The organism is Nocardioides sp. Root682, from assembly GCF_001427795.1.
GTDB lineage: Bacteria > Actinomycetota > Actinomycetes > Propionibacteriales > Nocardioidaceae > Nocardioides.
Genome location: NZ_LMHJ01000001.1, coordinates 143,544 through 165,507, shown reverse-complemented (window position 1 = coordinate 165,507; position 21,964 = coordinate 143,544). Strand labels below are relative to the sequence as shown.

Annotated in this window: 21 protein-coding genes; 16 read left to right on the top strand and 5 right to left on the bottom strand. The window is 70.2% G+C overall.

Features of this window, described 5'->3' with window-relative positions:
- The first annotated feature begins 3 nt into the window (after positions 1–3).
- The 3 genes from ASD84_RS00855 (at position 4) to ASD84_RS00845 (ending at position 2,330) form a co-directional block, all read left to right on the top strand.
- Positions 4–1,116, top strand: coding sequence for a ferrochelatase (locus ASD84_RS00855; RefSeq protein WP_235530914.1), 1,113 nt, complete (start codon positions 4–6; stop codon positions 1,114–1,116).
- Positions 1,113–1,904, top strand: coding sequence for an inositol monophosphatase family protein (locus tag ASD84_RS00850; RefSeq protein ID WP_056705724.1), 792 nt, complete (start codon positions 1,113–1,115; stop codon positions 1,902–1,904). The genes ASD84_RS00855 and ASD84_RS00850 overlap by 4 nt, the downstream gene beginning before the upstream one ends.
- Positions 1,905–2,039: 135 nt before the next feature.
- On the top strand, positions 2,040–2,330 hold the full coding sequence (locus tag ASD84_RS00845; RefSeq protein WP_056705721.1) for a DUF4193 domain-containing protein: 291 nt from the start codon (positions 2,040–2,042) through the stop codon (positions 2,328–2,330).
- A 50-nt stretch (positions 2,331–2,380) separates the two neighbouring features.
- On the opposite strand, the gene ASD84_RS00840 is transcribed toward ASD84_RS00845, so the two are convergent.
- Together ASD84_RS00840 and ASD84_RS00835 are read right to left on the bottom strand one after the other, a co-directional pair.
- Positions 2,381–2,680: a DUF4235 domain-containing protein gene (locus ASD84_RS00840; protein ID WP_056705718.1), complete on the bottom strand. Its 300-nt coding sequence runs from the start codon at positions 2,678–2,680 to the stop codon at positions 2,381–2,383.
- Positions 2,681–2,689: 9 nt separating this feature from the next.
- Positions 2,690–3,160: a DUF3093 domain-containing protein gene (locus tag ASD84_RS00835; RefSeq protein ID WP_056710478.1), complete on the bottom strand. Its 471-nt coding sequence runs from the start codon at positions 3,158–3,160 to the stop codon at positions 2,690–2,692.
- Between the two features lie 51 nt (positions 3,161–3,211).
- Here ASD84_RS00835 and dut point away from each other — a divergent pair, with 51 nt between their 5' ends.
- Genes dut through ASD84_RS00815 form a run of 4 tightly spaced genes read left to right on the top strand, consistent with a single transcriptional unit; the run spans position 3,212 to position 5,462 of the window.
- Complete coding sequence (dut, locus tag ASD84_RS00830) at positions 3,212–3,673, top strand: dUTP diphosphatase (protein WP_056705707.1); 462 nt, start codon at positions 3,212–3,214, stop codon at positions 3,671–3,673.
- 54 nt (positions 3,674–3,727) lie between these two features.
- Positions 3,728–4,372 (top strand): DUF3710 domain-containing protein, encoded by a 645-nt coding sequence (locus tag ASD84_RS00825; RefSeq protein WP_056705705.1) that lies wholly within the window; start codon positions 3,728–3,730, stop codon positions 4,370–4,372.
- An 11-nt stretch (positions 4,373–4,383) separates the two neighbouring features.
- A complete protein-coding gene (locus ASD84_RS00820) occupies positions 4,384–4,746 on the top strand; it encodes an OB-fold nucleic acid binding domain-containing protein (protein WP_200954376.1) in 363 nt (120 codons plus the stop codon).
- Positions 4,743–5,462 carry a DUF3159 domain-containing protein gene (locus ASD84_RS00815; RefSeq protein ID WP_056705700.1) on the top strand — a complete coding sequence of 240 codons (720 nt, stop codon included), beginning with the start codon at positions 4,743–4,745 and terminating at the stop codon, positions 5,460–5,462. The genes ASD84_RS00820 and ASD84_RS00815 overlap by 4 nt, the downstream gene beginning before the upstream one ends.
- A gap of 7 nt (positions 5,463–5,469) precedes the next feature.
- Here ASD84_RS00815 and ASD84_RS00810 read toward each other — a convergent pair whose 3' ends face one another.
- Both ASD84_RS00810 and ASD84_RS00805 read right to left on the bottom strand, forming a co-directional pair.
- A complete protein-coding gene (locus ASD84_RS00810) occupies positions 5,470–6,144 on the bottom strand; it encodes a potassium channel family protein (protein ID WP_056705696.1) in 675 nt (224 codons plus the stop codon).
- Between the two features lie 14 nt (positions 6,145–6,158).
- A complete protein-coding gene (locus ASD84_RS00805) occupies positions 6,159–6,824 on the bottom strand; it encodes a potassium channel family protein (RefSeq protein WP_056710475.1) in 666 nt (221 codons plus the stop codon).
- 44 nt (positions 6,825–6,868) lie between these two features.
- On the opposite strand from ASD84_RS00805, the gene ASD84_RS00800 reads away from it, so the two are divergent.
- Positions 6,869–8,917 carry an APC family permease gene (locus ASD84_RS00800; RefSeq protein ID WP_235530913.1) on the top strand — a complete coding sequence of 683 codons (2,049 nt, stop codon included), beginning with the start codon at positions 6,869–6,871 and terminating at the stop codon, positions 8,915–8,917.
- A complete protein-coding gene (locus ASD84_RS00795) occupies positions 8,914–10,059 on the top strand; it encodes a class I SAM-dependent RNA methyltransferase (RefSeq protein ID WP_056705690.1) in 1,146 nt (381 codons plus the stop codon). The genes ASD84_RS00800 and ASD84_RS00795 overlap by 4 nt, the downstream gene beginning before the upstream one ends.
- On the opposite strand, the gene ASD84_RS00790 is transcribed toward ASD84_RS00795, so the two are convergent.
- Entirely contained in the window at positions 10,041–10,616 is a 576-nt protein-coding gene (locus ASD84_RS00790) for a dihydrofolate reductase family protein (protein WP_056705688.1), read from the bottom strand. The two genes, ASD84_RS00795 and ASD84_RS00790, sit on opposite strands and share 19 nt — an antisense overlap.
- Before the next feature lie 147 nt (positions 10,617–10,763).
- Here ASD84_RS00790 and ASD84_RS00785 point away from each other — a divergent pair, with 147 nt between their 5' ends.
- From ASD84_RS00785 to ASD84_RS00755, 7 genes are all read left to right on the top strand, one after another.
- Positions 10,764–12,656, top strand: a complete 1,893-nt coding sequence (locus ASD84_RS00785) for an ABC transporter ATP-binding protein (protein WP_056705686.1) — start codon at positions 10,764–10,766, stop codon at positions 12,654–12,656.
- A 132-nt stretch (positions 12,657–12,788) separates the two neighbouring features.
- Complete coding sequence (gene acnA / locus ASD84_RS00780; protein WP_056710473.1) at positions 12,789–15,536, top strand: aconitate hydratase AcnA; 2,748 nt, start codon at positions 12,789–12,791, stop codon at positions 15,534–15,536.
- A gap of 147 nt (positions 15,537–15,683) precedes the next feature.
- Positions 15,684–15,983: an MTH1187 family thiamine-binding protein gene (locus tag ASD84_RS00775; RefSeq protein WP_056705684.1), complete on the top strand. Its 300-nt coding sequence runs from the start codon at positions 15,684–15,686 to the stop codon at positions 15,981–15,983.
- The gene (locus ASD84_RS00770; protein ID WP_082573077.1) at positions 15,980–16,759 is read left to right on the top strand and encodes a DUF3105 domain-containing protein; all 780 of its coding nucleotides are present in this window, start codon (positions 15,980–15,982) and stop codon (positions 16,757–16,759) included. The genes ASD84_RS00775 and ASD84_RS00770 overlap by 4 nt, the downstream gene beginning before the upstream one ends.
- A 60-nt stretch (positions 16,760–16,819) precedes the next feature.
- Positions 16,820–20,074, top strand: a complete 3,255-nt coding sequence (locus tag ASD84_RS00765; protein ID WP_056705678.1) for an AAA family ATPase — start codon at positions 16,820–16,822, stop codon at positions 20,072–20,074.
- 95 nt (positions 20,075–20,169) lie between these two features.
- Complete coding sequence (locus ASD84_RS00760) at positions 20,170–20,850, top strand: hypothetical protein (RefSeq protein ID WP_056705675.1); 681 nt, start codon at positions 20,170–20,172, stop codon at positions 20,848–20,850.
- On the top strand, positions 20,847–21,962 hold the full coding sequence (locus ASD84_RS00755; protein ID WP_056705670.1) for a methyltransferase domain-containing protein: 1,116 nt from the start codon (positions 20,847–20,849) through the stop codon (positions 21,960–21,962). Before ASD84_RS00760 ends, ASD84_RS00755 begins: the two co-directional genes overlap by 4 nt.
- The last annotated feature ends 2 nt before the right edge of the window (positions 21,963–21,964 follow it).

The window sequence follows — 21,964 nt, the reverse complement described above, 5'->3', positions numbered from 1 at the left end:
GGCGTGCCGAATCCGGAGCCCGACATCAAGAGCTCGACCGACCCGTACGACGCGCTGCTGCTGGTGTCCTTCGGGGGACCGGAGAAGCCGGAGGACGTCGTACCGTTCCTCGAGAACGTCACCCGCGGTCGTGGGATCCCGCGTGAACGGCTCGAGGTGGTCGGCCAGCACTACTTCGGCTTCGGCGGGAAGTCTCCGATCAACGACCAGAACAAGGCCCTCATCGGGGCCATCGAGGCGGACTTCGCCGAGCACGGGATCGACCTGCCGGTCTACTGGGGCAACCGCAACTGGGAGCCCTACCTCGGCGACACCGTCGCGCAGATGGCGGCCGACGGCGTACGACGTGCGCTGTGCCTGGTCACGTCGGCGTACTCGTCCTGGTCCAGCTGCCATCAGTACCGCGACAACCTCGCGGCCGCGGTCGAGGCAGTGCCGGACGGTCTCACCGCGCCGCAGCTCGACAAGGTGCGGGCCTACTACAACCACCCGGGATTCGTGCAGGCGACTGTCGACGGCGTCCTCGCTTCCCTGGCCGAGCTGCCCGAGGACGTCCGTGACGGAGCACGGCTGCTCTTCGTGACCCATTCGATCCCGCTGGCCATGAACGACAACAGCGGTCCGGGAGGACAGGGCGCCTACACCGCCCAGCACCTGGACGTCGCTGCGGTCGTGGCGCAGCGCGTGGCCGAGTGCACCGGGGTCCGGCGCGACCACGAGCTGGTCTACTGCTCCCGCTCGGGCTCTCCGCACACGCCCTGGCTGGAGCCCGACGTCAACGACCGGCTCGAGGAGCTGGCCGCTGGACCCGACAGCCCGGCCGCCGTCGTGCTCATCCCCGTCGGCTTCGTCTCCGACCACATGGAGGTCGTCTACGACCTCGACACCGAGGCGCTGGCGACGGCGGACCGGCTCGGCATCGTTGCCCGGCGCTCTCCGTCGGCAGGCACCCACCCGGCGTTCGTGAGCGCGCTGCGCGACCTGGTCCTCGAACGCGCTGCCGCCGAGCGGGGGGACGACGTGACCCGCGCCTTCCTCGGCACCCGGGGACCGGTGGCCGACCACTGTCCCGTGGACTGCTGCCTGGCCGCCGCGGCGCCGGCCGGCCGACCGTGAGCTTCGCCGAGGAGCTCCTCGCGCTCGCCCTGGGCGTCGCGCAGGAGGCTGCCGCGCTGGTCCGGGAGCACGCGACGCGCGAGGTGCTCGTCGCAGCGACCAAGTCCAGCGACATCGACGTGGTCACGGCCGCCGACCGGGCGACCGAGGAGCTGATCCGTCGCCTGGTCCACGACGCCCGCCCCGATGACGCCTTCCTCGGCGAGGAGGGTGACGACGTCGCGGGCACCTCCGGCGTGCGCTGGATCGTCGATCCGATCGACGGCACCGTGAACTTCCTCTACGGGATCCCCGAGTACGCCGTCTCGATCGCCGCCGAGGTCGACGGGGAGGTGGTCGCCGGCGTCGTCGTGAACGTGGCCAGGGACATCGTGTACGCCGGTCATGTCGGGGGAGTCGCGACCCGCAACGGCGTGCCGGTCGTCGTACGACCGCCGGCGCCGCTGGCTCACCGGCTGATCGCCACCGGGTTCAACTACACCCGCCCGGTGCGGGAGGTGCAGGCTGCCGCAGCGGCCCGCTTGCTGCCCGAGGTACGTGACATCCGCCGCACCGGCTCGTGTGCCCTGGACCTGTGCCGGGTCGCCGAAGGGGCGCTCGACGGGTACGTCGAGGAGGGCGTCCACGCCTGGGACCACGCCGCCGGTGGCCTGATCGCCCGGTTGGCCGGAGCACAGACCCTGGTGACCGTGGGAGCGGCCGGGACCGAGGCCATGGTGTGTGGCCCTCGTCACGGCTTCGCGGAGCTGGTTTCGGCCGTACGATCGGCGGGGTTCCTCGGGGAATAGTCAGCGGCCGATGGCTGTTCTGGCGACGCGCAACCACCCGGGTATCGCAAACCGATCCCGATGGTGCACAATCTGCCGCGCTGCTCCGCACGACCAGTGTGGAAGCCGGCCAGTCAAGGGGAGAGGGGATCCGTCATGGCGACTGACTACGACGCACCACGCAAGAACGAGGACGAACAGTCCGAAGAGAGCATCGAGGAGCTCAAGGCTCGCCGCCACGACAAGAACTCCGGCAAGGTCGACGAGGACGAGACGGAGGCGGCCGAATCCTTCGAGCTGCCCGGCGCGGACCTGTCGCACGAAGAGCTCGCTGTCGAGGTCAAGCCGAAGCAGGATGACGAGTTCACCTGCATGAACTGCTTCCTCGTGCACCACCGCAGCCAGCTGGCTGACGCAAAGAAGATGATCTGCTTCGACTGCGCCTGATGGCGTAGTGCTCGACCGGACGGGGCCATCTAGCCCCGTCCGTGATCGGTTCAGGCCTTGACGTCGGCGTCCTTCTGGAGCGGCTTGGGCAGGTGGCCGGTCGACTTGACGTAGTAGCCAGCGGCGCGGCGCTGGGCGAGCATCTTCGCCAGTGCGACGAACGTCCCGCTCGCGGCGGCCCAGGCAACGGCTTCCCAGACGTTGACGTCCGGGTCGGCGGGGTTGACCGGCGGGTTCTTGCCGGTCGCGGCCTTCCAGCCGGTGTCGAGGCCCTTCTTCGCCACCGCCGCCGCACCGAGTGCGGAGACGAGCGAGAACGTCGACCAGATCTTCGAGCTGTCCTTTGCCATGCGCCGAGCCTACTGGCCCGAGCGGGCCAGTGCGTTGAGGGCACCAGCGAGTGCCTGCGGGTGGCGCGAGCTCACCAGCCAGTACGGCGCCGGGTCGGCCGGGTCGGTGATCTCGACCTTGACCGAGCGCTTGAGGTACGGGCGCAGCAGCAGGTAGGCCCGCACGTCCGCGTCCCGACCGGACACCCGGCGGGTCTCCTCGGCGTCCAGCGGCTCGGCAGTCCCGATGTGGGTCGCCTCGATCCGGGCGCGGCCGGCGCGGAACGAGCCGTCGCCCACGACGACCCGCGCGTCGCCGTACCAGAACAGGCAGACGGCGAGCACTCCCAACGCGACGCCCGTGATGATCCAGGGAGCGGGCCCGGGAACGGCCACGACCACGGTCAGCCACAAGGTGGCGACCAGCATGGTGCCCTGCGCCCACCAGCGCAGCGGCACGCGCAGCCGCTCGTGGTACGCCCTCGGGGCAGTCTCGCTCACGCCGAGGATGATCCCACCCACGTGCACACCGCCGGTCGTTAGGGTCTCCCCGTGCCCCACGACGACACCGACCTCGTGATCGCGGTCCAGCAGCTCGACCCCGACCTGCCCCTGCCCGGCTACGCCCACCCCGGCGACGCCGGTGCCGACTTGCTGTCGACGGTCGACGTGACCCTCGCGCCCGGAGAACGGGCCCTGGTGCCGACCGGGATCGCGATCGCCCTGCCCGACGGTTTCGTCGCGCTCGTCCACCCGCGTTCGGGCCTGGCCGCGCGGCACGGGCTGTCGATCGTGAACACACCGGGCACCGTCGACGCCGGCTACCGCGGCGAGATCAAGGTGCTCCTGATCAACCACGACCCGGTCGACACGATCGTCCTCAAGCGGGGGGACCGGATCGCCCAGCTGGTCGTCCAGCGCTTCGAGCGAGCACGATTCCAGGCAGTTGTTGCCCTTCCCGACAGCGTTCGTGGGAGCGGAGGCTACGGTTCTACTGGAGGGTTCGGTGCGTGAGACCCGCCGGTCGAACGCACGGTCCGTTCCGGTGGACCCGAAGAGGAGGACACAGTGAGGTTGCGGCGCAAGGATGCCGATGCGATCGCCGACGAGGCGACCGCTGACGACTCATCCGTCGAGACGACGGACGAGAACGAGGCTGCAGGCCCGTACGACGTCGACGAGCTGCCCGAGGACGGGGTGGACCGGCTGGACCTGGGCGCCCTGCTCGTTGCGCCGCTGGCCGACCGCGAGGTGCGGGTCCAGGTCGACGAGAAGTCCGGTGCGGTCCGCGCCGTGCTGCTCGCCACCGACTCCGGTGCGCTGGAGCTGCGTGCCTTCGCCGCGCCGCGCAACGGCGACCTCTGGAGTGAGATCCGCCCCCAGATCGCGGCCGACACCGCCCGCCGCGGTGGCACCGCCACCGAGCGCGAGGGCCGGTTCGGCACCGAGCTCGTCTGCGAGGTCAAGATGACCCGCGCCGACGGCGCTGCCGGCACCCAGACGTCCCGCGTGATCGGGGTCAACGGACCCCGGTGGCTGCTGCGGGCGACCTTGCTGGGCGACCCCGCCCGCACGCCCGAGGAGGCCGCGGACTGGGAGTCCGCGATCGCCCAGGTTGCAGTGCGCCGCGGTGCGCACGCCATGCCCGTCGGTGAGCAACTCCCGCTGACGTTGCCCGAGGGTGCGCAGCCGAAGGCTGTCCCCGCGAGCTGAGGACGACTCCCGTGGGCACCAACAAGAGCCGGTTGCGCCGGACGATCAGCAAGTGGGCCAACCCCGAAGAGGCCGACGCCCGCGACCTGCGCAAGACCTACACCGGTGACGGGGTGGTCTGCATCGGCGACGCCCCTGACCGCGAGAAGGTCCGGTTGCGCGGCACGTTGCGGACGGTCACGCTCCGGCCGCGCGGTGGGGTGCCCGCCCTCGAGGCCGAGCTGTACGACGGCACCGGGACGGTGACCGTGATCTGGCTGGGCCGCCGCCGGATCGCGGGGATCGGCCCGGGTCGCGGCATCGAGGTGTCCGGCCGCGTCAGCACCCAGGACGGGGCGCGGATCCTCTACAACCCGCGCTACGAGCTGCTGTGAGCGCCGTACCCGACCACCTCGGGGTGGACACCGTCGAAGCACTGGTGCGGCGCCAGCTGGCCGCCGCGCTGGGGGGCAGGCGCGGTCTGGTCGAGGCCGCCGTACCCGGCATCGTGTTCACGGTCCTGTGGCTCACCACGAAGGAGCTCCAGTGGGCGCTGATCGCGAGCCTGGTGGTGGCCGGCGCGGCCCTGCTGGCCCGGATCGTCCAGCGCAGCAGCCCCCAGTACGTCCTCAACGCCGTGTTCGGCATCGGCATCGGCTGGGTCTTCGTCCGGTGGGCCGAGAACTCAGGTGGATCGGAGTCCGACCAGGCGCTGGCCTTCTTCCTGCCCGGGATCCTGATCAGCCTCGGCTACACCATCGTCCTGGGTGCCAGCTGTCTGGCGGGCTGGCCGATGCTGGGGTTCATGCTCGGCAGCGTCACGGGTGACGCGACCGCGTGGCACGAGGACAAGCAGATCGTGAGGCTGTGCAACCGCCTCACCTGGGTGATGCTGCTGCCCGGTGCCTTCGGCGTCCTGCTGCAGGGACCAGTGTGGCTTCTCGGGCACAACGGCTCGATCGACGCCGACCATGCCGTGGTGGCGATCCTGGTCCTTCGCACGGGCCTGGGCTGGGTGCTCCGGATCGGGTCGTGGTCGGCGATGATCTGGCTGCTGGCCCGCAACGCCACGCCCCTTGAGCAGGAGGCTCCCGCCGAGGTCGTCGAGTAGCTGTTCGCTACTTGGCCGGGTGCGCCGACGGCGCGAGCATCCGCTCGAGCTCGTCCTCGGCCTCGGCCGGGACCACGAACAGCAGCTCGTCGCCCGCCTCGACCGGCTGCTCGGGTGCAGGCGTGTAGACCTGCCCGTCGCGCAGGATCGTGACCAGCGCGCAGTTGTCGGGGAGCGGGATCAGCCCCGCGGCCTTGCCGACGTAGGGGGAGTCGGCGGGCAGCGTCATCTCGACCAGGTTGGCGTTGCCCTGGCGGAAGGTGAACAGCCGGACGAGGTCACCGACGGTGACGGCTTCCTCCACGAGCGCGGTGATGATGCGCGGGGTCGACACGTTGACGTCGACGCCCCAGGCCTCGGTGAAGAGCCACTCGTTGTTCGGGTGGTTCACCCGCCCGACGGTGCGGGGGACCCCGAACTCGGCCTTGGCGAGCAGGGAGGTGACCAGGTTGGCCTTGTCGTCCCCGGTAGCGGCGATGACGACGTCGCACTTGTCGAGGCGCGCCTCCTCGAGCGAGGACAGCTCACAGGAGTCGGCGAGCAGCCACTCCGCGTCCGGTACGCGCTCGGGCCTGATGGAGCTCGGCGACTTGTCGATCAGCAGCACCTCGTGACCGTTCTCGATCAGCTCGCGGGCGATCGAACGCCCGACGGCACCTGCTCCAGCGATGGCGACCCTCATGGTGTCTGTTCTCCCTAGCCTTCGTGCTCGGGGCCGCGGCTGAGCACGTCGTAAGCGTGTTGTGCGTTCTCTTCGCGGGTCACCAGGTGGAGCATGTCGCCCTCCTGGATGACGCTCTCGCGGTCCGGGAGCATGCCCTCGCCGAGCCGGTCGATCCACGCCACCCGGCAGCGTCCCTGTTCCTGGAGCTGGCCGACGCGGGCGCCGACCCAGACCTCGGTGACGGGGATGTGGTCGACGCGGACGGTGCCCGAGGGGTCCCGGAAGTCCGGTTCGGCGCCGGCCGGAAGGATCCGGCGCAGCACCTGGTCGGCAGTCCACTTGACCGTCGCGACCGTCGTGATGCCGAGGCGCTGGTAGACCTCGGCGCGACCGGGGTCGTAGATCCGGGCGACGACCTGCTGGATCCCGAACGTCTCGCGGGCAACGCGCGCCGCGATGATGTTGGAGTTGTCACCGCTGGACACCGCGGCGAACGCGTCGGCGCGGCGGATCCCGGCCTTCTCCAGCACTTCCTGGTCGAACCCGATGCCGGGGATCTTGTCGCCATTGAAGCCGGGCCCGAGGCGTCGGAACGCATCAGGCTCGGTGTCGATGATCGACACAGTGTGGTTTCTGTCCTCGAGGCTGCGGGCCAGAGTCGAGCCGACGCGGCCACATCCCATGATCACGACGTGCACGGTGAGCACGCTATAGCACCGGGGATGCCCTACGGTTGTCGATCGTGGGTGTCGGAGACGTCTCGAAGCGCATTCTGCTGGGTCGCAAGCTCCGCAGCGCACAGCTGGGGGAGACCCTTCTTCCCAAACGCATCGCGCTTCCCGTGTTCGCGAGCGATGCGCTCTCCTCGGTGGCGTACGCCCCTGACGAGGTCTTCATCATGCTGGCGATCGCCGGCGCCACGCAGTACGTCTGGTCCTGGAAGATCGCGGTCGCGGTCGCGATCGTGATGGCTGCGGTCATCGCGTCGTACCGCCAGACGGTGCACGCCTACCCGTCCGGTGGCGGCGACTACGAGGTGGCGACGGTCAACCTCGGGCGGACGGCGGGCATGGTCGTCGGCAGCTCGCTGCTCGTCGACTACGTCCTGACGGTGGCGGTGTCGATCTCGTCGGGCGCGCAGTACGCCGCTGCGGCGATCCCGACCTTCCAGCACCACGAGGCGACCGTGGCCACCGTGATGGTGCTGCTGCTGATGGCGATGAACCTTCGCGGCATCCGCGAGTCGGGCGCGTTCTTCGCGGTGCCGACCTACCTCTTCATGTTCGCGATCCTCGGTATGTGCGCCTACGGCTTCGGTGAGATGGCCTTCGGGACGTTGCCGATGGCCGAGAGTGCCGACCTCGACATCACTCCGGTCGAGGGGTGGGAGCAGCCGCTGACCACCGTCGGACTGGTGATCCTGCTGGCACGCGCCTTCTCGTCGGGATGTGCGGCGCTGACCGGCGTCGAGGCGATCTCCAACGGCGTACCCGCCTTCAAGCGCCCCAAGTCCCAGAACGCTGCCACCACCCTCCTGCTGCTCGGGATGATCGCGATCACGATGATGGTCAGCGTCATCGTGCTGGCCAAGCAGATGGGCCTGAGGTACGTCGACCCGCACCCCGAGCACCTGGCTCGACTGACCCGCAACGGGGTGCCGGTGCCCGAGGGCTACGACCAGCACACCGTCATCGCCCAGATCGCGCGGGCGGTGTTCCACGACTTCAGCCCCGGCTTCTACTTCGTGGTCACGGTCACCGGGATCATCCTCGTGCTCGCGGCCAACACGGCGTTCAACGGCTTCCCGGTCCTCGGGTCGATCCTGGCCAAGGACGGATTCGCTCCGCGTGCGTTCGGCGCCCGCGGCGACCGCCTTGCCTACAGCAACGGCATCGTGTTCCTCGCGCTCGCGTCGATCGTCCTGATCGTCGCCTTCGATGCCGAGACCACGAAGCTGATCCAGCTCTACATCGTCGGTGTGTTCGTGTCGTTCAACCTCAGCCAGCTCGGGATGATCCGGCACTGGACGCGTTTGCTCACGACCGAGACCGATCCGGGCGAGCGGCGACGCATGGTCCGGTCCCGGGTCATCAACGCCATCGGTCTGAGCTTCACTGCCGTGGTCCTGGTCGTCGTCCTGCTGACGAAGTTCCTCGCGGGCGCGTGGATCACGATCCTGGCCATGGCGTTCTTCTTCGCCGTGATGAAGGGGATCAAGGGCCACTACGACAAGGTCGAGGGCGAGCTCGCAGCCGACGAGGAGGACAGCATCCTGCCCACGCGGGTGCATGCCATCGTGCTGGTGTCCAAGCTGCACAAGCCCACCCTGCGCGCGCTTGCCTTCGCGAAGGCGACCCGACCGAACGCACTCGAGGGCGTCTACGTCTCGATCGACCAGAAGGACACCGCGCGGCTCCTGGAGGACTGGGACGACCGCAACACCGGCATCCCGCTCAAGGTGCTCCACTCGCCGTACCGCGAAGTGGTCAAGCCGATCGTCGAGTACGCCGCGGCGATCCGCCGAGCCAACCCGCGCGGCGTGGTGGCCGTCTACATCCCCGAGTACGTCGTCGGCCGTTGGTGGGAGCAGTTCCTCCACAACCAGACGGCACTGCGGCTCAAGGGTCGACTACTGTTCAGTCCCGGCGTCATGGTCATCTCGGTGCCGTACCAGCTGCGGTCCTCCGAGATCGCGCTGGAGCGCGAGCAGCGCGAGGAGCAGAGGGTCCGGCCCGGCGACCTGCGTCGTGGTCGCGTGAGTGACCGCCCGGACCGGCAGACCCGCAAGTGAGCCGGCCTCCGGCGCGGCGTCCCCGAGCCCGCAAGGCCCGCGGTGCCTCGGCGGTCGGACAGCGGTTCGAGGTCGACGTCGGCCCTGTCGCGCACGGTGGACACTGCGTCGCACGGGTTCAGGTCGAAGGCGAGGAGCAGACCAGGGTCGTCTTCGTCCGGCACACCCTGCCGGGCGAACGGGTGGTCGTCGAGATCACCGAAGGCACCGAGGGCGACCGGTTCTGGCGGGGCGACGCCGTCGAGGTCCGCACACCGTCGCCCGACCGGGTCGAGGCTCCCTGTCGGTACGCCGGCCCCGGGCTCTGCGGCGGATGCGACTTCCAGCACGTGGCGCTCGACGCGCAGCGCCGCCTCAAGGGCGACGTCGTGCGCGAGCAGCTGCGTCGTCTCGCCGGCCTCGACATCGAGGTGAAGGTCGAAGCAGTGCCCGGCGACACCGACGGCCTCGGCTGGCGGACCCGCCAGCGCTACGTCTCCCTGCCCGGCGGTGGCCTGGGCATGCGCAAGCACCGCTCCCACGACGTCATCCCCGTCGAGGAGTGCCTCCTCGCGGCGCCCGCCGGTCCGTCGTACGACGTCAGGGGGCGTGCGTTCGAAGTCGCGGACGGCGGCTTCTGGCAGGTCCACCCCGGCGCACCTGAGGCGTTGGTGGATGCGGTGCTGACCGCGCTGGCGCCGCTGGCGGGGGAGTCGGCGCTCGATCTGTACTCCGGCGTCGGCCTGTTCAGCCGGTTCCTGCTCGAAGCCGTGGGACCGGACGGTCGGGTGGCTGCGGTCGAGGGTGACGCTGCGGCGTCGCTCCTCTCGCTCACCAACTGTCCGGGGCTCCAGGCAACGGCCGGTGACGTCGGCCCCGTGCTGGCCAGCGGCCTGGGCCAGGTCTGGGACCGGGCCGACCTCGTCGTGCTCGACCCGCCGCGGGCAGGTGCCAAGCGCGCGGTCGTCGAGGAAGTCGTGCGCCGGGCGCCCCGTGCGGTCGCCTACGTGGCGTGCGACCCGGCCGCGCTGGCCCGCGACGTCGCGATCTTCTCCGAGCACGGCTACCGGCTCACGAGCCTGCGTGCCTTCGACCTCTTCCCGATGACGCACCACGTGGAGTGCGTCGCACTGCTCGAGCCGGCTCAGCGCACGACGTCGTAGCAGAGCTTCTGTACGCCGTTGGCGTAGGAGGCACTCTCGACGAGCTCGAGCTTCTGGCGCTCCTTGGCAGTCTCGCTCCACATCCGCTTGCCTTCGCCGAGCACCCACGGGAACACGAGCAGGTGGTAGCGGTCGAGGAGGCCGGCGTCCGCGAGGCCGCGGGCCAGGCTGGCGGATCCGTGGATCGAGATCGGACCGCCGTCGGTCTCCTTGAGCGCCGCCACGTCCTCGAACGAGCGGACGATGGTGGTGTCACCCCAGTTGTCGACGAGGTCGTCGTCCTGCAACGTGGTCGAGACGACGTACTTGGGCATCGCGTTGTACTTCGGGAACTCGACCGTCATCTTCGGCCAGACCGGTGCGAACGCCTGGTAGCTGACCCGGCCGAGCATCAGCGCACTCGCCTCCTCCTGCTCCCGGGCCTTGAGCTCGTAGACCTCCTGGAGGAAGTCGATGCCCTGGAAGGTCCAGCCGCCGTTGCGGTAGTCGGGTTCGGGGGCGGGTGCCTGGACGACGCCGTCGACGGAGACGAAGGCGGTGTAGATCAGGGTGCGCATGGTGACCTCCTGGGTCAGTTGGGGGCTGCTTCCATCCTCTCCACGAACGGGTGCCGGTCGATACGACAGCCACACCTGAACCTTCTTTCGGGACAAGAGGGCGCCCGGCTTGTCCTCAAGTCGGCTTGAGGTCCTACCGTCAGGTCCATGAGCATGGAATCAGTCGCGATGGGCCAGATGTTCCGAGCGATGCACGCCTCGGAGGAGCGACGGGACTTCAGCTGGGAGACCGCTCGCCGGATCTTTCGCTTCGCCCGGCCGCAACGGCGCCAGCTGATCGGCTTCGTGCTGTTGAGTGTCGCGAGCTCGTCTCTCGCGGTCGCGACACCTGTGCTCGCAGGCAAGGTCGTGAACGCGATCGTCGCGAGCGACCCCCGGGACGTGGTGGTCCGGCTGGCCCTGGCCATCGCGGGCATTGCTGTGCTCGACGCCGCGATGGGGCTGTGGTCGCGCTGGCTGTCGTCGCGGATCGGGGAGGGCCTGATCCTCAACCTGCGCACCGCGGTCTTCGACCACGTCCAGCGGATGCCGATCGCGTTCTTCAGCCGGACCCGCACCGGGGCCCTGGTCAGCCGGCTGAACAACGACGTCATCGGGGCCCAACGGGCCTTCAGCTCGACCCTGTCGGGTGTCGTGGGCAACCTCGTCACGCTCGCGCTGACCCTCGTGGTCATGATCGGGATCTCCTGGCAGGTCACCCTGCTGGCCTTGGTGCTGCTGCCGGTGTTCGTGGTCCCTGCCCGACGGATGGGCAAGCGCCTGGCCGGGATCCAGCGGGAGGCGGCCGATCACAACGCCGCCATGGGCAACCAGATGACCGAGCGCTTCTCCGCCCCGGGGGCCACCTTGGTCAAGCTCTTCGGACGTCCGGAGCAGGAGTCGGTCGAGTTCGCCGCCCGCGCCCGACGGGTCGCCGAGATCGGGGTCCGCACCGCGATGGTCCAGACGACCTTCATCACCGCCCTGACGCTCGTGTCCGCGCTGGCTGTGGCCGTCGTGTACGGCCTGGGCGGCAGCCTGGCGCTGCAGGGCACCCTGGACGCCGGTGACGTGGTCGCGCTGTCGCTGCTGCTCACCCGCCTCTACGCGCCGTTGACCGCGCTTGCCAGCGCGCGGGTCGAGGTGATGAGCGCCCTGGTCAGCTTCGAGCGGGTCTTCGAGGTCCTCGACCTTGCGCCCCTGATCACCGATCGCCCGGGTGCAGGGGAGGTCGCTGACGGACCGGTGGCCGTTGAGCTGGTCGACGTCCGCTTCGCCTACCCCTCGGCCGACAAGGTCTCACTCGCTTCGCTCGAAGCGGTCGCCACTCTCGACACGCGCGGCGGCGAGGAGGTCCTGCACGGCATCTCGCTGCGTGCCGAACCCGGTCAGGTGGTCGCCCTCGTGGGTTCCTCGGGCGCGGGCAAGTCCACGATCGCGCAGCTCGTCTCCCGGTTGTACGACGTCGACTCGGGCTCCGTGCGGCTTGCTGGCACCGACGTACGTGACCTGACGGCGGAGTCGATCCGCGGCGTGGTCGGGATGGTGACCCAGGACGGGCATCTCTTCCATGACTCCATCCGCGGCAACCTGCTCCTGGCCCGTCCCGAGGCCAGTGAGGCCGACCTCTGGGACGCACTGACCCGTGCACGACTGGCCGACCTGGTCGGGGCGCTGCCCGACGGACTCGACACGGTGGTGGGGGAGCGTGGCTACCGGCTCTCCGGTGGCGAGCGCCAGCGGCTGACGATCGCCCGGTTGTTGATGAAGCAGCCGCGGGTGGTGATCCTCGACGAGGCCACGGCTTCGCTGGACTCGACGTCGGAGGCGGCGGTCCAGGCTGCGCTTGCCGAGGCACTGGCCGGACGGACAGCGCTGGTCATCGCACACCGACTGTCGACGATCCGTGCTGCTGACCAGATCCTCGTCGTCGAGGACGGCACGATCGTGGAGAGGGGCACCCACGCCCAGCTGCTCGCGCAGGGTGGTCGCTACGAAGAGCTCTACCGCACGCAATTCGCTGAGACGGATGGAATTCCTGTCGCTCCTGATGTATCTTGACGTCAAGAGATATCGAAGAACCGATGTCCGTGGGAAGTTAGGTCAACCTCACTATCCGCGCCCCGCATGGCGGCGGCAGGATGCAGGGAAGACGTACCCCACACCGCGAAGTCGATGAGGACGGAGACCCGGATGCCCAGCAAGGACAGCTTCGGCGCCAAGAGCAATTTGGATGTGGACGGCAAGTCCTACGAGATCTTCCGTCTCGATGCGGTGACCGGAGAGGGCCTGGACGTGTCCAGCCTGCCGTTCTCGCTGAAGGTCCTGCTGGAGAACCTCCTGCGCACCGAGGACGGTGCGGACATCACCGCTGAGGACATCAAGGCCCTGGCCGGGTGGGACGCGAATGCCCAGCCCGACAAGGAGATCCAGTTCACGCCGGCGCGCGTGATCATGCAGGACTTCACCGGCGTGCCCTGCATCGTCGACCTCGCCACCATGCGCGAGGCGATGGCCGACCTCGGCGGCGACGCCAGCAAGATCAACCCGCTCGCGCCCGCCGAGATGGTCATCGACCACTCCGTGATGGCCGACGTCTTCGGTACTCCCGAGTCGTTCGAGCGCAACGTCGAGATCGAGTACGAGCGCAACCGCGAGCGCTACCAGTTCCTCCGTTGGGGCCAGGGTGCCTTCGACGACTTCAAGGTCGTCCCCCCGGGCACCGGCATCGTCCACCAGGTCAACATCGAGCACCTGGCGCGCACCATCTTCACCCGTGAGGTCGGCGGCGTCCTCCAGGCCTACCCCGACACCTGCGTCGGCACCGACTCGCACACCACCATGGTCAACGGCATCGGTGTCGTCGGCTGGGGTGTCGGTGGCATCGAGGCCGAGGCCGCGATGCTCGGCCAGCCGGTCTCCATGCTCATTCCGCGCGTGGTCGGCTTCAAGCTCAGTGGCGACCTGCCCGAGGGCACGACCGCCACCGACCTGGTGCTGACCATCACCGAGATGGTCCGCAAGCACGGAGTGGTCGGCAAGTTCGTCGAGTTCTACGGCCCCGGCGTGTCGGTGCTGCCGCTGGCCAACCGCGCCACGATCGGCAACATGAGCCCCGAGTTCGGCTCCACGATCGCTGTCTTCCCGATCGACGAAGAGACGATCAAGTACCTCAAGCTCACCGGTCGCTCGGAGGAGCAGCTCGCCCTGGTCGAGGCCTACTCCAAGGCGCAGGGCCTCTGGCACGACCCGTCGGCCGAGCCCCGCTTCTCCGAGAAGCTCGAGCTCGACCTCGCGACGGTCGTCCCGTCGATCGCCGGCCCGAAGCGTCCGCAGGACCGCGTCCTGCTCGCCGACGCCAAGGCGTCGTGGCGTGAGTCGGTGCTGGACTACGTCAGCAACGGTGACGCCGACGAAGCCGGCAAGGAGTCGTTCCCGGCATCCGACGCCCCGGCCACGACCGCGGGTCGTCCGTCGACGCCGGTCGAGGTCACCCTCGCCGACGGCCAGAGCTTCACGCTCGACCACGGCGCGGTCACGATCGCCTCGATCACCTCCTGCACCAACACGTCCAACCCGTCGGTGATGATCGGTGCGGCCCTGCTCGCCAAGAAGGCGGTCGAGAAGGGCCTGACCCGCAAGCCGTGGGTCAAGACCACGCTCGCCCCCGGCTCGAAGGTCGTGTCGGACTACTACGACAAGGCCGGCCTGACGCCGTACCTCGACAAGCTCGGGTTCAACCTCGTCGGCTACGGCTGCGTCACCTGCATCGGCAACTCGGGCCCGCTCATCCCCGAGGTGTCGCAGGCGATCAACGACAACGACCTCGCCGTGGTCTCGGTGCTCTCGGGCAACCGGAACTTCGAGGGCCGGATCAGCCCCGACATCAAGATGAACTACCTGGCGTCGCCGCCGCTGGTGGTCGCGTACGCACTGGCCGGGTCGATGGACGTCGACCTGTTCAACGACGCGCTCGGCACCGACACCGACGGCAACCCGGTCTACCTCAGGGACATCTGGCCGTCGCCGGCCGAGGTCGAGGAGACCATCGCCAGTGCGATCAACACCGAGATGTTCGACGACTCGTACGCCGACGTGTTCGCCGGTGACGAGCGGTGGCGCTCGCTGCCCACGCCCGAGGGCAACATCTTCGACTGGGACCCGAACTCGACGTACGTGCGCAAGGCGCCGTACTTCGACGGCATGCCCGACGTGCCGACGCCGGTCACCGACATCTCCGGTGCCCGCGTGCTGCTCAAGCTCGCCGACTCGGTCACGACCGACCACATCAGCCCGGCCGGCGCCATCAAGAAGGACAGCCCGGCGGGTTCGTACCTTGCCGAGAACGGCGTCGAGCAGCGCGACTTCAACTCCTACGGCTCGCGCCGTGGCAACCACGAGGTCATGATCCGCGGCACGTTCGCCAACATCCGCCTGCGCAACCAGATCGCGCCCGGCACCGAGGGTGGCTTCACCCGCGACTTCACCGTCGCCGACGGCCCGGTCACGACGATCTACGACGCGTCGGTGAACTACCAGGCTGCGGGCATCCCGCTCGTGGTGCTGGCCGGCAAGGAGTACGGCTCGGGTTCGTCGCGTGACTGGGCGGCCAAGGGCACCTCGCTGCTGGGCGTCAAGGCCGTCATCGCCGAGTCGTACGAGCGGATCCACCGCTCGAACCTGATCGGCATGGGCGTCATCCCGCTGCAGTTCCCGGCGGGCCAGAGTGCCGCGTCGCTGGGCCTCACGGGCGAGGAGACCTTCGCCTTCGAAGGCATCACCGAGCTCAACGAGGGCACCACGCCGCGCACCGTCAAGGTCAGCACCGACACCGGTGTGGAGTTCGACGCGGTCGTCCGCATCGACACCCCCGGTGAGGCGAACTACTACCGCAACGGCGGGATCATGCAGTACGTCCTGCGCAACCTGCTGAAGGCCTGACCTTCTCGCTGGTCGAGGAGGTTGCGCAGCAACCGTCTTCACGCTGGTCGAGGAGGTTGCGCAGCAACCGTCTCGAGACCCCGGCCCGCTCCTCCTCGTGAGGGGCGGGCCGTCGGCGTTCGGGGACGTGCTGGATACCGTTGGCGCATGCTCGTCGCCTTCAGCATCAGTCCCACGACCGCCGATGACACCGGCAGCGTCTCCGAGGCCGTCGCCGCCGCTGTCCGCGTGGTCCGGGAGTCCGGGCTGCCCAACGAGACGAACGCGATGTTCACGAACATCGAGGGTGAGTGGGACGAGGTGATGGCCGTCGTGAAGAAGGCCGTCGACGTCGTGGCCGCCGTCTCCCCGCGGGTCGGACTGGTCCTCAAGGCCGACATCCGGCCCGGCTTCACCGGTGAGCTGACCGCCAAGGTGGAGCGGGTCGAGAGAGCGCTCGAGCAGTGACCCAGCCGCCACCGGGTGGGCCGCCGGGCTGGACGCCGCCCACCCAGCCCGCGCCGCCGCCGTACGCACCCCCACCGAGCTGGCCACCGGCACCGCACCAGTCCGCCTACGGGCCGCCGCCGTTCGGGCCGCCGGCGTTCGGGCCGCCGCCCCGCAGGTCACGGGTGCTGCCCGTCGTGATCGCTGTGGTGGCGGCAGTGGTACTGCTGGCGGTGGCTGTGCTGGTTCCGGTCCTGCTCACCCGGGACGACGCCGATTCGTCGGCTGGTCGCGATGACGACCCCACGGGTGCCAGGGTCGACACGAGCAACCTGGCGGCCGTGCAGGAGTTCGATGGCCTGACCAACCAGCACCTGGCGCCGGGGGAATCGATCGAGTATCCGCAGTCGCCGTCGGTCGGCGGCGACCACGCGCCGTACTGGCTCGAGTGCGGCGTGTACGACGAACCGGTGCCCGAGGTCAACGTCGTGCACGACCTCGAGCACGGCACCACGTGGATCACCTATCGACCGGACCGGGTCGACGCGGACGGCGTCCAGCGCCTGCGCGACGAGCTGCCCGACAACGGGATCCTGTCGCCGTACCCCGGCCAGGAGGCGCCGGTCGTGATCACGGTGTGGGGGCGCCAGCTCGACCTCATCGGACCGGAGGATCCCCGGATCCGCCTCTTCGTCATGAAGTACGCCGCCGGCGACACCGCGCCCGAGCCGTTCGCCTCGTGCCACGGCGGTGTGGACCCCGACGACCTCGCGGGCATCGGCGGCACAGCGGCCTGAAGCAGAGGATCCCGTTCGGGAACGGGTGCCTCACGGCGCGGTCCTGAGTAGCCTGCTGCCATGGCGACCGCGGCGGAGCCGCTGCTCCTGGGCCGTGACGCCGTGTGTGCGCGCCTCTCGGAGAGGCTCGCCCGGGCCGCACAGGGCGCGGGCGGCCTGGTGTGGGTCAGCGGCGAAGCGGGGATCGGCAAGACCACCCTCCTCAGCGAGGCGTGCCGGCTCGCTGTCGCACGCGGGTTCCGGGTGCTCCATGGCGCGGCCTGGGACGACCCCGGAACGCCACCGCTCTGGCTCTGGGCGCAGGTCCTGCGCGACGCGGCGGCCGGCGCAGAGCCCGCCGCCCTGGTGCAGGTGTGGGGTCAGCGGTCGCAGGAAGCGCTGGCCCTGCTGCCGGGGTCTCCCGCGGACCGTGGCGCGGACTCCACTGCGCCCGGCATGAACCGGTTCGCGCTGTTCGACTCCTTCGCCGGGGTGCTCGAGACGCTGTCCGGCGAAGGCCCGTTGCTGGTGGTGCTGGACGACCTGCACTGGACCGACGCCGGGTCGCTGCGGCTGCTTCGCTTCGTGGAACGCTCGCTGGCCAGGAGACCTGTCCTCGTCGTCGCGGCCTGGCGGGACCACGAGTCGGTGATGGACGAGACCGTGGCCGGCCTCGCGGACGAGCTGGCTTCTCGTTCCGACCGGGTGGTGCTGCACGGGCTGGACCCGACGGCTGTCGGCCAGCTGGTCGCGGCGGAGACCGGGGGTGAGCTCAGCGACGTGGATGCCCGGTTGCTGCACGAACGCACGGGAGGCAACCCGCTCTTCGTCGGTGAGCTGGCGAGGCTGGCTGCCGACAGGGGAACAGACGTCATCGGTTCGGCGGTGCCCGAGTCGGCGACCGCGATCATCAGGCGACGTCTCGGGCGCGTGTCGCAGGCATGCCACGAGCTGCTGGTGGCGGGGGCCATCGCGGGTACGGCGAGCTCGGTCGAGACGGTGGCGCAGATGACCGCGCAGCCGGCGGCCGCGGTGGCGGTGCTGCTCGACGAGGCGGTCGCCGCCGGACTCGCGCGCGACGTACCCGGTCGCGTCGAGCTGACCCATCCGCTCATCCGGGCGGCCGTCGTCGCGTCCGTTCCGGGCAGCCGGGTCCGGGAGCTCCACCTTGCCGCCGCCACGTTGGTCGCGCAACGGGTGGAGGTCGACCCGAGCGCTGCGGCCGAGGTGGCCGAGCACCTGCATCGGGCGCTCCCGTTGTCCGATCCCGCAGCCGCCGTGGCGATGAGCCGTCGCGCCGCGGCTGCCGCGCTGGCGGTCCACGCCTACGAGGAGGCGGCTGAGCACCTCACGGCCGCTCTCGGCGCCAGCGAGAAAGGAAGTGAGGTGCGCCGTCAGGTGCTGCTGGAGCGCGGCGCGGCGGTCCTCGGGTTCGACAACCTCGAGGCGGCGCGGGAGGACTTCCTGGAGGCTGCTGGTCTTGCCCGCGCCCGCGCTGACGGTGCCGGCATGGCGGAGGCCGCGCTCGGGTTCGCGGCCGGGTTGTCCGGATTCGAGGTGCGGCTGTGGGACCGGACCCAGATGGACCTTCTCGAGGAAGCGCTGGTGCTGCTCGACGGCAAGGACGTCATCGCCCGTGCCGACGTCATGGCCCGGCTCTCGGTCGCGATGTCGTTCGCTGGCGACCCGGTACGCCGATCGGCGCTGGCTGAGGAAGCCGTCGTCCTGGCCCGCCGCCTGGGAGATCCACGTGCCATCGCCCACGCACTGGCGGCGCGCTGCGACACGATGGCCGGGCCGGCCAACGCGGAACGACGGGAGTCCGACGCCGGCGAGGTGATCACCTGTGCGCGACAGGTCGGCGACCTCGGGCTGGAGCTGCTCGGGCTCCGGCTCCGGATCGTCGCCCTGCTCGAGCAGGGCAGCGGTACGGCGGCACGCGCGGACATGGCGGCGTTCGAGGCCGCCGCAGCTCTGCTCCGCCAGCCCCTCTACGGCTGGTACGTCCCGCTCTTCAGAGGATTCCTCGCCCACCTCGACGGGGACGTGGAGTCGATGCGCAGCTGCGCCGCCGAGGCGGAGCAGCTGGGGCGTCGGGCGGGGAGCCACAACGCGGCGATCCTGGCTGCGGTGCAGCGCTGCTGGATCGCCATCGAGGAGGGAAGGACCGAGGACATCCTCGACGAGTTCGCCGACCTGGTCGACACCTTCGCTGAAACGGCACCCGACGGCACGCAGGTCATGTCGTTGTTCCTCGGACAGCCACCCGAGGTACGGGCCGCGGCGCTGCCCGGCATCGCCGCGGTCGTGGCCGGCCTGAGCGATGACGCCGAGCTCGTCTCGAACCTGTCCATGGTGGCCCTCGCCGCCTGGGACGCCCAGGACCCGGCGCCCGCGGCGACGGTGCTCCATCGGGCACTGGCCCCCTGGGCCGGACGCTTCGCCGTCGACGGCATCGCTGCCGGGGCGATCGGTCCGGTGGACCGGTTCCTCGGGCTCCTCTCCATCCTGATGGGTGACCTCTCCGCGGCTGACGACCACTTCGCCCGCGCCGAGGAGCTCGCGGCCGCGGCAGGGGCGGTCCTGAGCGGGGTCCACCTGCGCCGACACCGAGCCGAGGTCTGCCTGCGGCGGGCGGCGCCCGGTGACGACGAGACGGCCGAGCGGCTGTTGAGCGAGGCCGAGTCCGGCTACCGCGCGCTGGGGCTCGGGCGCCGGGCCGACGAAGCAGCGCAGCGCCGCAGGTCCATTGCTCCGCGGGCATCGGCGGAACCGGAGCCCTCCACCCACTTCGCGGGCGAGACAGGATCCTTCCTTCGCGACGGCGAGGTGTGGCGGGTGTCGTACGCAGGGGCGAGCGCAGTGGTCCGGCACGTCAAGGGGATGGCGGACCTCGCAGTGCTGCTCGGCCGGCCCGGCGTCGAGGTGCATGCGCTGGACCTCGCGGGTGCGCCGGGCGCGGCCGTGATCGAGGGCGACACCGGTCCGGCCCTCGACGAACAGGCGCGCGCCGCCTACAAGCAACGACTGGACGTCCTCGACGAGGAGCTCGACCGCGCGGCACTGGCGGGCGACGACCAACGTCGCGCGAATGCCGAGGAGGAGCGCTCGTTCCTGCTGGCCGAGCTCAGCGCGGCCTACGGCCTCGGCGGTCGTGCCCGCCGCACCGGCGCCACCGCCGAGCGCGCCCGCAGCGCCGTGACGTGGCGGATCCGTGACGCGATCCGGCGACTCGAGGCCGCCGACCCGGCCATCGGGACGCACCTGCGCCACGCCGTGCAGACCGGCACCTTCTGTCGGTACGAACCCGAGCGGCCGGTCACCTGGCTCCTGTGAGGAAGGTCGCCGTGAGGTGGCCTTCCGGTGTGAGGCGGAACCTCTCGCCTCCGGGGTGACAGCACTCTCCACCCCGACACCCTCAGGAGTCCGCCATGAGCTTCATCCAGATCGAGGACCTGCACACCGACCACATCGCCGAGATCAGCGAGCTCGGCGACCAGTGGCGCCGCGACACCGCCGGCCGCCGTACGCTCCTCAGCGATCGTGTGTACGTCGACCGCAACGACCCGACGCACTACGTCGCTGTCAACGAGTTCACCTCCTACGAGTCGGCGATGGTCAACTCGGCCCTGCCCGAGACCGACGCGATCGCCGCGCGCTTCGCGGCCCTCGTCACCGGGGACGTCACCTACATCGACCTCGATCTCGTCACCGCGCACGACGCTCGATCCGAGCTGGCCGACGCGTTCCGTCACGACGTCGAGCAGTCCGCGCTCACCTCCTCGACGTACACCGACGACGTCCTCTTCGAGGGCATGTTCCCGCAGGCCCTGGTCCGCGTGACGGGTCCGGACGCCGTCACGGCACTGCTGGCCGAGGACGCTGCGGGGCGGACCGTCGAGACCTGGGACGTCCAGCCCACGCCGACCGGCTTCGCGCTCGAGTACGCCTGGCGCACGACCGGCGCGCCGTCGTACCTCTCCGTGGGCACGGCGCTCGTCACGGTCACCGACGGCCGGATCAGCCGGATCCTCTGCACCTGCGCCGGATCCTGGGACGAGGCCGCCGAAGCGGCCATCACGGGTGCCATCACCGCCGGCTCCGCGTCATGACCGCCGTCGACGCTGCCGCCGAGGTCGGTGAGCTGGACGCCGCGGTGGCCGAGCAGGCCGGCGAGCTCGTCGAGCGCCTCTTCGGGCACACGATCGCCACGCTGGAGATGGCGACGATCTGGCTGGGCACCCGGCTCGGCCTGTACGACGCCCTCGCCGCGCCTGGGACCGCCGCCGAGGTGGCCCAGCGCTCGGGTGTCCTGGAACGGTACGTCCGGGAGTGGCTCGAACAACAGGCCATCGCCGGGCTGGTCTCGGTCGTGGAGCCGGCCACCGACCCCGACGCCCGGACATTCGGGCTGTCGGCTCCCCAGCGACTCGTCCTGGCCGATGCGAGCAGTCCGTTCTCCGGGGGGTCGCTCGCGCTGTTGTCCGGGGGCTGCGGGGCGGCGCTGCCCCACGTGCTGGAGGCGTGGCGAGCGGGAACCGGCATGTCGTTCGGCGCCTACGGCGACGACGTCCGCGAAGGACAGGGCCTGTTCAACAAGGGGGACTACGACGAACGGCTGGTCCAGGACTGGCTCCCCGCACTGCCCGAGGTCGACGCCCTGCTCAGCCGGGACGGCGCCCGGGCGCTCGATGTCGGGTGCGGCGTCGGGTGGTCCACGATCGCACTCGCCGGGGCGCGTGCCGGGTTGTCCGCCGTCGGCGTCGACCTGGACGAGGCATCGGTGATGGATGCCCGCGCGAACGCGGTCGACGCAGGTCTCGCCGACAGGGCGAGGTTCGAGGTGGCGGCGTCCGATGCAGACCACGGCACCAGTGCCTACGACGTCGCGTTCTTCTTCGAGAGCCTGCACGACATGGCCCACCCGATCGAGGCCCTGACCGCCGTACGGCGCGCGCTGCGACCCGACGGTCGTGTGGTGGTCATGGACGAGCGTGCCGAGGAGGAGTTCGCTCCCGACGGGTCACCCCTCGAGCGGCTCCTCGGTGCGTGCAGCGTCCTCCACTGCCTGCCCGTCGGCCTCGCCGAACCCGGCTCGGCAGGCACCGGTGCGATGTTCCGGCCCTCGACGATGCGCGCGTACGCCGAGGCTGCGGGCTTCTCGGAGGTCCGGACCGCTCCGATCGAGCACGACTTCATGAGGTTCTACGTGCTGGTGCCCTGAAC